Origin of the sequence: Sinomicrobium pectinilyticum (genome assembly GCF_003725735.1) — a bacterium.
GTDB lineage: Bacteria > Bacteroidota > Bacteroidia > Flavobacteriales > Flavobacteriaceae > Sinomicrobium > Sinomicrobium pectinilyticum.
Map to the genome: position 1 here is coordinate 1 of NZ_RJTM01000047.1, position 12,989 is coordinate 12,989.

5 protein-coding genes are annotated in these 12,989 nt (G+C 49.3%); all 5 read right to left on the reverse strand.

Annotated elements, in window-relative coordinates; all coding sequences use genetic code 11:
* The 5 genes from ED312_RS07525 to ED312_RS07545 all read right to left on the reverse strand — a co-directional run bounded on the left by ED312_RS07525 (position 1) and on the right by ED312_RS07545 (position 12,979).
* On the reverse strand, positions 1-2,466 hold the full coding sequence (locus ED312_RS07525) for a pectate lyase family protein (RefSeq protein WP_123215399.1): 2,466 nt from the start codon (positions 2,464-2,466) through the stop codon (positions 1-3).
* A gap of 40 nt (positions 2,467-2,506) precedes the next feature.
* Positions 2,507-4,825 carry a DUF5703 domain-containing protein gene (locus ED312_RS07530; RefSeq protein WP_123215400.1) on the reverse strand — a complete coding sequence of 773 codons (2,319 nt, stop codon included), beginning with the start codon at positions 4,823-4,825 and terminating at the stop codon, positions 2,507-2,509.
* 220 nt (positions 4,826-5,045) lie between these two features.
* Entirely contained in the window at positions 5,046-8,459 is a 3,414-nt protein-coding gene (locus ED312_RS07535; RefSeq protein ID WP_123215401.1) for a glycosyl hydrolase, read from the reverse strand.
* Between the two features lie 130 nt (positions 8,460-8,589).
* On the reverse strand, positions 8,590-11,877 hold the full coding sequence (locus tag ED312_RS07540; RefSeq protein ID WP_123215402.1) for a glycoside hydrolase family 2 TIM barrel-domain containing protein: 3,288 nt from the start codon (positions 11,875-11,877) through the stop codon (positions 8,590-8,592).
* Entirely contained in the window at positions 11,864-12,979 is a 1,116-nt protein-coding gene (locus tag ED312_RS07545; protein WP_240643055.1) for a glycoside hydrolase family protein, read from the reverse strand. The genes ED312_RS07540 and ED312_RS07545 overlap by 14 nt, the downstream gene beginning before the upstream one ends.
* Between the last annotated feature and the right edge of the window lie 10 nt (positions 12,980-12,989).

The following is a 12,989-nucleotide window of genomic DNA, read 5'->3' on the forward strand; positions in this document are numbered from 1 at the left end:
TTATTTTACAAACACATTCACTTTTCTGCGCATCGTATCTCCGGCAGCATCTTTTACTTCTACTTCAAAACCGGCAAATCCGGGTTTAACAGCAACTGCGGTGATCTTGCCATTTTCTGCTGTTATTTTCATAGTATCCTGTTCCGGGATATTGTATTCCGGATGATCGTCATACCCGGCAAACAAATCTTCTCCGGAAATGGTGATCTTCTCTCCCGGGCTTATAAAATAATGTGGCCGGGCCATCCAATCCAGATATTGGTCCATTTCGGTATATCCGTCTTTGTCAGAATCCGTATTGGTATCGGTAAAATCCCCTTTTGCCGAACGGGGATTCAGGCCCCGGGCCTTTTCCCACCAGTCAGGAAGCCCGTCGTGATCGGTATCCCAGTCGTCGGGGCGTTTTTCTTCAGGATAATCCTCCCATCCCCCGACATCTTCGTGAGTGTCTATCATTCCGGCCAGCCCGCTTATACTCCCCTTATAGGTATAAGTACTGTCGCGTGTTTCGCGTATAATACGTTTGTCGTGCATATCGGTCTGCGGCTGGTTGGCGCCTACGTCCGAAAGCACATTTTTATAGGCCTGCCGTGCAGTATGTGTTTTTACATGGGGAACAAAAAACGGCTTTTCCACATAGGTTTCGTAATCGATCTGTGCCATCCCGGAAATGGAAATGGTCCGTCCTTTTTCCTGGGAGGATTCATCGAAATAGCCCGTCATTACATTTTTGTCAAAAAAGTACTGTTGTTTTCCCAGTCCTACTCCCTCGTGTTGTGCATTAAGGGCATAAAAGAAATCGGTAGAGGGCCCGGGTTTATAATAATTCCCGACAAAATTCACCTGGTTTGCCCCGCCATCGGTAGCGCGGTGCCCCCAGTTATACACCACATTGTTCCTGATATCGAGCCGGCCGGTGTAATACCCGTCTCCGTTGATCCCACCGGCGATACTCCAGTTCCTGCCGTAATTATGTGCGAGAAGATTATGATGAAAACTTCCTATATCGCCTCCTATGGATGCCGCATAACCGTGCATTTTGCCCTCCTGGTACTTTCCGTGGCCGGCCACGTTAAGCGCTTCGGAAATAAGGGTATTTTGCAGCGTAATATTGTGTGCCCCGCGGGAACTGAAGCCCTCATCGATAGTCCAGCTTATGGAGCAATGGTCTATGATACTGTGATTTGCCCCGGTAAGCCCCATACCGTCATAGGTTCTTCCTGCCCCGACCCTCACCCTTAAAAAACGGATAATACCGTCGTCACCGGTAAGTCCTACGGGGGCACGGCTTATACATATTCCCTTCCCCGGGGCAGTTTGCCCGGCAATGGTAATATAGGGCTGATTCACTACCAGTCGCGATTTCAGTTTTATATTTCCGGACACCGCAAATACGATAGTCCTGGGCCCGATATCGTTGGTTACCGCTTCCCGCAGACTTCCGGGACCGCTATCATTGAGATTGGTCACTTCCACCACTTTTCCACCCCGGCCGCCGATAGCGTAGCGTCCATAGCCTTCCGCACCGGGAAATGCCGGCTGGGCCGGACGAAAGGACCATATGGCCCCCGGGGTGGTCTCGCCATTGCTATCGGTTACATCTACCCGCCAGAAACAGGTTTGCATGCTGTATAGTTTTCCCACCGGAAAACTCTGCTCCCCGGTTTCCCCAAGGTACTCGGGAGAGCCTGTAGTGGCACCGGCCACAGCATTTTTATCAGTCCCGAGGTAGACATGGTAAGATGAACTTCCCTGTGGGGCATCCCAACTGAGCCTGTACTCTTCTCCGGGAACATGCAGGTCATTATGGGCAGGTTCCGGATCGTAAACCTGTTTCATCTTGTTGGGCATATCGATCTCCAGGCCATTAATGACCAGGTTTTCGTTGGAAATACCGGTTCCCGTTCCGGTTTCGAAACGGACCACGACATCTTTACCTTTTTCGGCTGTAAATGTGAGGTAAGACATCGTTGCATCCGTGAGATGAAGGGCCCTGTTACTGGGCTTGACATTCTCCATGAGTTCTCCGTTAACGTAGATCTTCACCGGACGGAATTCCCTGGCTTCGGGACTGTCGAATGTATTGTGAAAAACCAGCAGTGAATGTTCCCCTTCCCTGAGCCCGCCAATGGTGAGTGTAACGTTGTTTTTTGCACGCAAACCGTCATTAATCAGCAAGTTTTCACCTCCCTGTTGAATGCCTGTCTTATACCATGAAGAGGATATTTCTCCCTGCAGGTGTAATGTCACTCCTTCCAGTTGTTTCCCGGATTCGGTCCCTTCTTCAACGACCCATGAAGCATAGCCCGGATAATGTACTTCTTCCTGCTTCCGCCCGGCAAAATCAAAATCTATCTTCAAGGGCTGCTTTTCCGATTTGTTCTGCTGCTTTGTGCACTGTACGCCGGTAAGCAGGATAAGTGATAACAGCAGCATGGTTACTGTGTTCCTTACAAGAGTTTTCATATATATCTTTTTTAGTATTCTGGGCGGGGACATCCCGGCTTTACCGATAACTGCCCGGTCCGCCTATCATGTTAACAATATCCTTTTCTCTTTCTTTGGGGAGTACTTTGATGATCTCGGTCTTTCCGTTTTCCAGTTTTACCTCTACCGTAGTTTTTCCGGGAGCATGCAGTTTGAAATGTACGTCCCTGTCCTGCGGCCACGCGGGGAAAAGGTAAATGGTATTCCCCCTGGTCTGCAGCAGCATTTCCTGCATGCCAATCATACCGGAACCTCCCCAGTTGTGGTCGGGCACCCAGTCGAAGCCCGGGCCCCAGAAGGCCGGGAACCTTCTTCCGGAATCCGACATTTTTTTCAGGTTCAATGACATGGCTTCGTCGGTCATTCCCATCACCGCCGTAAATATATTGTCCTGCTTCCACCCTACATGGCTCCGGAACCTGATCGCATCAGGATCATATTTCCAGGTATTCCGGGCAATATCAAGGCCGGGTTTGCCTACGCCGTAAATTCTCCACGGGAACACCGGGTAAAGTTGCGGTACCTCGGTATTGTTTATTCTTTCCCACAGTCTGGCCGGGGATAATACCTTATGTCCCTCTATCTCCCTGAAGTTCAGCGGGGGAATCCGGCCGGAAACTTCACGGATATAGGTATTTTCCTCCTCGCTCAGCCCCCTCTCCGGTAATTCCGTCAGTTTTTGGGTAATTACCTTTAACCCGGCTATAGTGGAAGTAGCATTATACGCCATTTTATAGGTTTCGGCAGAAGACCCGGGATACAGGACCAGGTGGCCATTCTGGTCCAGGGCCTTTGCTCCACGTTTATGGGCAAGGTATTGATAATGTTCGTCAAAGAACCTGATACAGCTCAGGATAAACGGTATATCGCGGGCTATATGATCTCCGTTGTACCTGTGTCTTTCCAGCATCATCAGACAAAATTCCAGTACAGTGTCCCACTGGTATTCGAGCCAGGCATTATACTGCATGCCCGGATCATAGTCATCGGGGCGCTTCCACCCGTATTCCGAAGGATTGGGCAAGCCGAAGTTTTCCAGCTGTTCGGTAAACGACGCCCCACGGTGCCCCCAGTATACCTTACTCCGCAATTCGGCGTTTTTCCGTAGTCTCCGGTAAAAACCGAACTGGGCATCCATCATGTCAAAATCCCCGCTCTTGAGCATGGGAAAATAGACCAGACGCTGGTTTTGTGCTGTCATCGTACCTCCCCCCCAGTTGCGGAAATCCGGGGTAAATGTCAATGTATTGTCAATATGGACCGGATCATAGGTGAACAACCCGCCGTTGAACTTGGTAGGGTAATCGCCATAGGCATTGCACCCGAGCATATACCGGAACAACTGGTAGTTTCTGCCGGCCTGCCATAACGAATCTTTCTTCCCTGCCTGCTGCTTGCCGGTAAATATAAAACTGCGTTCCCAGAACTCATTCCACCATTGCACGGTACGTTTTTCCCTAACGGTAAGCTTTTCTTTACCATAGGCAGAAATTTCCTGTTCCAGGCCATCCTCCCAGTTCTTTATATGTTCAGTCTGCTCGGTGTGCAGGTAGATATCCACCTGCTGGTGTTTAACGGGGGCCGGAGTCTGTAATTTCCATCCTCTAAAGGCAGTATTGGCATACGTGCCATGAACCGTTCCGGAAGCCTGCATCCCCGGAGCCTTGATTTGCCCGCCAAAAGTAAGGCCGGTAAGCGGATTATACATCTGGTTCTTGACTGCTGTCATCTGTTGTTGTTCTACAGCTACGTCAAAAACGTTTTTTTTCCTGTTGTGATGGAAAAAGCGGATATCGTCTTCCATAAAAAACACCGAATCCCTGTACGTCAGGATTTCTCCCTGAGGAGCCCATTTATACGAATTGGCATTATTGGCCTTTCCTTTCACCTTCCTGTCTTCAAACCTCCAGTTTTCATAAACGGCACTGACCGAAACAGGGGATTTGCTCCGGATATCGACATGGATTACGGGGTCAAAGACATCTACCCACAGCTTTACCCTTGTTCCCCTGCCCCTCACTTCCACATTACCGTTTTTCAGTACCAGCTCCTGGCGGAAATCTTCACCGAAGGGATTAGGATCCAGCCTGATCTTCATCCTGCCGAGCTTGAGCAGGGTATTGTGCTCGTCAAACGTACCGCTCCGGGATATATAAAAATAGAGGCTGCCCTCTTCTACCCATACATTCATGCCTATATCTCCACCTCCCAATGGCATGGACCCGGAGGCATTTTTGCTTTGCTCCGTCCATACAGGATGGTAATCTTCCAGTACCGGGGTTTGTGCCCGGAGGATGGTGGTGAGAATGAGTAATATGCAGGGTAATATGTGTTTCATTAATTGGTTACAAATTACAGGTTACGAGTTTGCAGGTTACAGGTTTCAAATTTAAATTCTAAGTTACGGTTACAGTCGGAACGAAGGCGGCTGAGTGTTCAAGCTAAGCGATGAGTATACCGAAGCCCCGGTTATTCTACAGTGTGTTTACATATGTTTATTCTTTAAATAATTCTACTCCAATTCTCCGAACTCCTGAACTCCCGAACTAACAACTACATTACTCCTCAATAACCACCGGTCCTAATAACCCGGCTTTTAATAATGGGGTATCTTCCAAACGGAACGGGGCCGTGGTATTGGTCAATCTTTCCGGTTCGGGGAGTTTCCGGTCTCCTATGAGCCGGTTGGCCCAGGTATTGGTTATTTCTATTCTGAGCTTGTTCTTCCCTTTCTTTAATGCTTCCGTTATGGACACACGATGCGGATAGGTCCATATTGTACCACAGTCCTTACCATTGAGGGTAACTTCTGCAATATTGTTTATCTCCCCGAGATTGAGCCAGACTTCATTATCCCCGCCATTCCAGATAAAGGTCTTTTCGTATACCGCAGTACCGGAATAATAGCGAATACTGTCGTTAGCAGAGGTACTCCAGTCGAACAAGGGTCCCACTACCGGTGATTCCGGCCCGTGAAAAGCAGGGTCAAAAGTTATTTTCCACTCACCTTTAAGCTCCTGCACGGGAGTATATACTTTCCAGTTTTTTCCTTCATTGAGGGAGGTTGCCGTCGTTTTATCTCCGAACCTTATAAAAACAGAAGCATTTTCATCGAATTCCAGCGGAATTACCGTCCGTCCGTTTTCCGTCCTCCACTCCTTTAAGGGTGTTGTCCTGCCCGAAACGGCATCATACAGTTCCGGGACCCGGCCACTAATACGAAAAGAGACATTCACCTTCCGTTTCTCCTCTTTCTGGTTTGCGATAAAATATATTTCTTCCGTGGCCGTAGTACGGTGCGTAAAAGCCATATCGCGTACCTCCGAAGTATTGTTTTCATTCCTGAAGGTTATATCGGGTGCTATCCCCAAAGGTTCGAAATCTTTATGAATGTAAGGCAGCATCACCACGGTTCCCTTTCCCAGTTTACCCTGGCTTGTTTTTCCGGTCGTATTCTCCCGGGCATCCGCCCATAATTCCTGTATGGCTACCTGCAGTTTTTCATGTTCTTCCGGAGTATCCAGGCCGGGGGAACGCAGCGGTTTATCTCCCAGAAGTACAGTGGCTCCCGCTTTCACAAGTTCCAGTATTTTCTGCGCCACTTCGGCCGACATCACGGGGTTCGGTGACATTTTCCTGCTTCCCGGGAATACCAGGGCGCTGTAGTATATCCCGGCGCCAAAAGTCACTTTACCGTCTTCTACCTTTGCCTTCCGGAGCAGGACATCCGGGTTAAAGGAATCGTATTTATACCCGTGCAGAGCGTCTATCCAACCGGACAGGTCCGTAATGTTGGCCGAGGCGGTCACTTCTCTGGGCATACGGGACAGTGGCTGTCCTACATTGGCCAGCCGTATTTTTTCTTTCTGTACGGTTTCCTGTCCGAACACCCCGGGCAGAAAAGGCACCAGCCGGTCCGGCAATACGGCTCTCGAGGGCAACTCTTCCCCGGTAAACACGGCAATATCTATAACCGGTTGTCCCTTTTGAAGTTCGTACTGAACCCTCCGGGCGTAATCTATCCACGCTTTTCCCGGTTTCCACCAGGTCTGGTCGCGCTGTATGTAGGTTCCTACCCCATCAAGGGTCATTCCGGGCTTCCGGTCTGTCCACGGATTGTGCACAAAGACGTGATAGAAGAAACGGTTTATGCCAAGGGCATAGTTCCGGTCGCCCAGAGCCTTAAGGTTTCCGGGATGCTCGTCCCAGTCCATCCGCAGTTCCGTGTATGCCTCGGCCTGGATGATATCCTTGCCGTAGATATGTCCTCCTGAAATGGCATCGAGCATATCATTGGGCTTGTCGTGTGTGGGGCTTTTAAGCCAGAATTCTCCGCCGGGAAAATCCACATACCGGAAGTGCCGGAGGGCATCGCTGACCATGGTCGGTGCTACGTTTTCGGCGCTGAACTCCACACCTGCCTTCCGGGCCTCTTCTGCCATGGTGCCGAAAAAATTATCGGTTATCAGTTCCGAAATGGTTTTACGTACATCATAAAGGACCTTCTCGGAAGTTTCGGCATCTTCCAGGGGAATTCCCGCCATCACGGGAAGGTAGTCCACCAGGTCATATCCCCTCCGTTCCCTGAAGGCCTCACGGAATACGGGCGACCAGTTCTGACTGCCGCATTCCCAGCTATCGATATGCAAAATTCGCAGTACGCTTTCAGCCAGTCCGGGACCGGCGGTTCGTATGGCTTCCCCGAACCATTTGTCGAACTGTAAACGTATGGCTTCAGGGTTGAACTTATCTACTTCCAGCCCCACTCCGCCACCACCGGTGGCATTGGTATGCCCTGTGGAAGTATGTGCAAAACGCATGATCTTCCATTTTCCTTCGGGTGCTTTCCAGTTTAGTCTCCCTTCCGCATCGGTCTGTGCCGTAATATTTACAAGGTCTTTCCTGGCAAGGCAATCTTCTTCGGGAAGCATTGCTTTGGTTGAGGCAGGACCGATACGCCATACGATACCCGATTTGCCTTCGTACTGGTCGATCCTGGGTTCTTCCGAAAGAATGATCTTTTTTACTTTCCATGATGGTTTCCATTTGGCGGCATCCAGGTCTTCTGCCCCCGGTTCGGAGCCTTCGGGGTCATAGACAAAACGGAAATACCGTGCGGTCACAGGCTCTATGGCATGGGTATACGCGGCATCGGTATCCTGCCATCCCTGTCTCGGGGGGACCAGGCGTGTTACACGCTCGAAATGTTTCCCGTCGTTACTGGTTTCTATGATCAGGCGGTGCGACTGGTAATTGTTTCCTCCTGTCACTATTTCTATATTCCGGCAGGTAAAAGGTTCTTCAAAACTGTATTGCACCCATCCTTTTTCGTACATTTTTACAGTTCCTTCTCCTTCGCGGTCACTCAGAAAGCCGAGATCTGCCTTATCCTCCAGGCTCCAGCTTATCTGTAGCTGTAGCTGTGTGCTCTCGCGGTAATTTTCCTTAACAGGAAGTGCAAAGACAGCAATATCCTTATAATACCCCTTATAACCGGGAGGTTCGGGAAGCTGCATATCCAGTTTTTGTCCCCCGTTTACCAGGGTATCCGACCACACCACTTTCTGCATGGACAATTCGGGCGTGATCCAGGGCCCCCCGGCTACGGCAAACCCGTCGGAAGCATGCATGGCAAGCTCGATCCCCAGCCTGTCGGCCTCTTTCATGGCATGCGCTACCATATCCCACCACTCCTGGCTCAACTGTAGTACGGGCGGATCGATGAGGGGCGGATCGGCGGGCCCTTTTACAGCCATCAGGTAGGCTCCGCCTATCCCGGCCTCTTTCATGGCTTCGAGATCGGCAGTAATCCCCTCCCTTGAGTAAGCCGACTGCATCCAGTACCAGTATACCCAGGGACGGGAGGATTCTACTGTAGGTTCGAAACTGTCCTCCTCCTCTTTTGGAGCATTACAGGAGAGGATGCTCAGCATGAACAGAACAATCCACAATATTTTACTTGGTTTATGCATTTTAGTCACTTATTATATCTCTGGAAACTGGGGCGGCACCCCCTCTGCCTTTGGCATCTCCCCCTCAAAGGGGAGAAATTATTCTTCTTTTAAACATTTATCCAATTATCGCATTGGCACATTAGCATTTCTATTCAAATCGTTGTAACATAGCATCCATCCCTCCTTTCGCATAAGGAACAATATAAAAGTTATAATGATATTCTCCTGACGGAACCTGGTATTTCTCCAGCGGTTGTCCCACTTCTGACCAGCTGTCATTTCCTCCTACTCCCATTTGCACAAGGTCTATGTTTACGGTGATGTAACCGGCATCCTGCAGGTCAAAGGTATGCCTGGCTTTATTGATACCGGCTTCCGTATAGGGCCAGGCGCTCATACTTAATACGGAATCACCGGCCACAATCAATAAGCCTTTTTCCTTTCCGGAAGTTGTAAAAGCCATCCAGCGTACATCGGTACGGTTGGCGTTCTCCTGTGGCATTACATAAGGCTCCGTAAACTTGTCCAGCGGAAGGTTATATATCCCTGCTGCGAAACCGTGATTACGGTCGGAATAGTTCTCCGACGGGCCTTTTCCGTACCAGGAGATACTCCTGTAGGCATCCTTTATCCCCGTTTGCATGCCGACCTTGGGTATATTGGGCAGGTCTTCGGAGGCTTTCAGGTGATAGTCCACATAAATCGTTCCGTCCGCCGTAACTGTGTAGGACACTTCTACTTCGGCCTTTTTCTTTATAACGGTATATGTGCTCCGAACCGTTACGGCACCATCCTGCTCCTCCATATACATTTTTTTCAGTTGCGGCTTGGCCTCATACCAGGGTTTCAGCACCTCATGGGGTTTCCAGCCCTTCCTGTCATTATCGGTAAGCGGCCGGGTAAAATGTGGCATCAGGGGGCGGAATAACTGTTCTTCTCCACGGAATACATAGGACGTTAATGCACCGTTTTTCCGGTCGAAACCGATTTGGAAATCTTCTCCTTTGACGGTGTAAAAACGGGAATCCTTCCGAACTTCAGGCCTGCCATTTTTTACACCTGTAACGGAACCTGTGGTCACAGGGTCATGTTCCCGGAGCACAAATTGGTCTGAGGCTGCAATATATCCCTTCGGCGCCCATTCCTTCTCTTCTGACAAAAAGAATTTCAGATTTAACAGATATTCCGAAGCTGCATCCATTTCCGGAAGATATGGTATTATGCTCAATACAGTATCTTTACCTGCTTCGATATTTATAGCAGGGAGTTCTTTACGCAGTACAGAAACACCGTTCTCAAGCACTTCTATTTCCGGTATGTACCCTGCAAGCGATGTAGCTGCCTGTCGGTTTGATATACGTATCTTTTTTCCTTCCAAACTGCTTTTTACCGGCTGAAATACCCATTTACACTCATACATGGCTGCCTTAGGCCGGCCATCCGAAGCCACTATACCGTTGATATTGAAATTGCCATCGTGCAGTTTTTCCCCGTAATCCCCTCCATAGGCATAAAATTCCTTTCCTGTTGCCGAATCTTTTTTGAGCAGTCCCTGGTCCTTGAAATCCCATATACATCCCCCGATCACCCGCGGGAGGGAACGAAATTCATCCCATAGCTCTTTCAGGTTTCCTGTAGAGTTTCCCATGGAATGTGCATATTCCACAAAAATGACAGGACGTGTATCCACCTTCCGGTCCACCAGTAATTCCGGCGTGAACACCCCCGGGTAGAAACGGCTCACCATGTCTACATAAGGTTCGTCCGCAGGATTTTCGATACGGTGGGCATGATCTTTGGGATAACCGGGCTCACCGGGAGCAATATATCCTTTTAATCTAGGGTTACCTTGTGCGGGTTCGTAATGTACGGGGCGGGTGAGATCGAAATCGTGCACCCACCCGGCCATGGCCGCATAGGCCGGACCTTTCCCCGCCTCGTTTCCCAGGCTCCAGAAAATAACGGAAACATGATTCTTGTCGCGCTGTACCATACGGGTAAGCCTTTCCATATGGGCGTGTACCCAGCGTGTATCATTGGCCAGCTTTCCTCCCAGGCCGTGGGTCTCCAGGTTGGCCTCATCCATCACCATAATACCATACTTATCACAAAGTTCATAGAAATACGGATCATTGGGATAATGACTGGTACGAATAAGGTTGAAATTAAACTGCCTGATCGTCCTGACATCATTTTCAATGTCCTCACGGGTCAGCGCTTTTCCGCGGACCGGATGGTGATCGTGGCGGTTAACGCCATATACATAGGTTTCCTTGCCATTGATAAGCAGTTTACCGTTATCTGGCGAAAATGCTATGGAACGGAACCCCACCCTACTGCTCTTTACCTCTTCGATTTCCCCGGAAGGATTGCGAAGCGTAAGGACTACCGTGTACAGATCGGGCGTTTCGGCACTCCATTTTCGGGGTGCCCGGACCTTTTTTTCAAACATCCCGAATTTGACATTGTCGAGTCTGGGATAGCTTTCATTAAGAATATCTTCTACGGGTTTTTCCATCGGCTCTGCAAATACTTCCCGGTTTTCGGGATCGTACAGTTGTACCTGCAGGGTGTAATCCCGGATCGTATCCCCGGTGAGGTTTTCGATATCGGGACGAAGCTTAAAAAGTGCATTTTCATAATTTTCATCCAGTTCGGCCTGCCAGAAAAAATCACGTATCCGCAGTTTGGGTTCGGCCATGAGGTATACTTCACGCTGAATACCGCTCATCCGCCAGTGGTCCTGATCTTCCAGGTACGAGCCGTCGCTCCAGCGCAGCACCTGTACGGAGAGTATATTTTCTCCTTCTTCCAGGTATGGGGTAATATTAAATTCCGAAGGTAAAAAACTATCCTCTCCATAGCCTGCAAATTCCCCGTTTACCCATACCCGGAAGGCCGAACTGACCGCCCCGAAATGCAGGGTAATGTTTTTGTCCTGCCAGCCCGGAGGTACGGTAAACGTACGCTGGTAGGACCCCACACCGTTGTAATCGACGGGAACAAAAGGCGGATTTACCGGGCGAAAAGGATATACGGCGCTTTTATAAATAGGAATGTCATAGCCCTTCATTTCCCAGTTGGAAGGGACTTCTATCGTATTCCAGCCTTTTACCCTGTCAACATAAAAATCATTCGGGGCTTCGCGGAGATTTGCGCTGTACTTGAAATCCCATAAACCGTTTAACATTTGTATGCGGCTCTTATTCCTGTTGCCTTCCAGAGCATCTTCTACGGAAGTATAGGAATAGGCCGTTGTACGGGCTGCATCCCTGTTAAGGCTGGTCACCAGGGGATCTTCCCAGGGGCTATCGGCATATTTCTGTGGTACCCGGGGTATTCCTGCCGGTTCACCGGTTACGGTTTGCGCCAGGGCTAAACCACAACCGGCCAGAAAAGTACATATGATATAAAAAAACAGTTTATTCTTCTTCATTGTTTCCGGTTACAAAATACATATCACTTTCCCCGAGGTCTTTTGAGGTTGCCACGGCAATTCCCCGCTGATCTTTCTCGTTCACAGCACAATAAAAATGATATACCACCCCGTCATGTTTTACCACAAACGATTTGTGTGCAAAGCGGTTGTCGTAGTCTTCGGAGGAACGGATCAGGTCGTCTCCTTCCCAGTCTTTCCAGTGTATAAGGTCGTTGGAAACGGCAAACCGGTTAAATGCACCGTCCTTCCAGAATGCCCCGAAGTAAAACATCACCCATAAATCATTAATACGCTGTATGTAGGCATCTCCTGAAATCCCCGTATGATGGTTAATAACAGGGTCCTTGCCAAAACGTTTCCAGTTCTTCATGTCATCCGATACTGCCATACCAATGCGTTCGGCACCACGAGCCGGGTTAATACTATCGCCACGGGCATTGTAAAACATCACAAAATCATGACCTGTTTCCCGGTTCTCATCCCGGATCACCGAGTTTTTGTACATCGTGCTGTTGTCCCACCAGCTCGCATCTTCATCTTTAGGAGTCAGGACAGGGTTCGGTAACCTCTCCCACTCGTGCGCTTCGACAGGAGATTTTTCGGTGTAGGCCATCCCTATGGAAAGTACTCCTGCCTCATACCCTCTGCTATCACCGCCAAAATAACTCATCCAATACTTATCGTCATAGGTTTCCCAGGCGTAGCTACCTCCCCATTCGTAGTCCTGCAAAGCAATATAACCGGCTTTCTGATTGACATCCCAGTCGGTGGTATCGGAGAAAGACATGATTTTTCCTTTTTCTTTCCAGTGCAGCAGATCATCACTTTCTCCGAGCCAGGTTTCGTACCCGCGTCCGTCGTACATCAGATAGGTCATATACCACTTTCCGTCCTTGCGAAAAATACTGGGGCAGTCCATTTTCAAGGAATTATCCGGCGGAACCATTACAAGTCCGTATTTAAAGGGGGTTTTTATCTCCTCATAGATTTCCTGCATCACGGCATTGGTCACCTCCCTTTTCGGTTTTTCCGGGATGCATGCCGCAGATAAAGTTAGCAGGAGCAGTATTACGGGTATGTATATTCTATTCTTGTCCATATAGTACTAT

Excerpts from the sequence above, each read along its gene's own strand:
- ED312_RS07530 (WP_123215400.1), bottom strand. The coding sequence starts at position 4,825 with ATGAAACACATATTACCCTGCATATTACTCATTCTCACCACCATCCTC.
- ED312_RS07545 (WP_240643055.1), bottom strand. The coding sequence starts at position 12,979 with ATGGACAAGAATAGAATATACATACCCGTAATACTGCTCCTGCTAACT.
- ED312_RS07525 (WP_123215399.1), bottom strand. The coding sequence starts at position 2,466 with ATGAAAACTCTTGTAAGGAACACAGTAACCATGCTGCTGTTATCACTT.
- ED312_RS07535 (WP_123215401.1), bottom strand. The coding sequence starts at position 8,459 with ATGCATAAACCAAGTAAAATATTGTGGATTGTTCTGTTCATGCTGAGC.
- ED312_RS07540 (WP_123215402.1), bottom strand. The coding sequence starts at position 11,877 with ATGAAGAAGAATAAACTGTTTTTTTATATCATATGTACTTTTCTGGCC.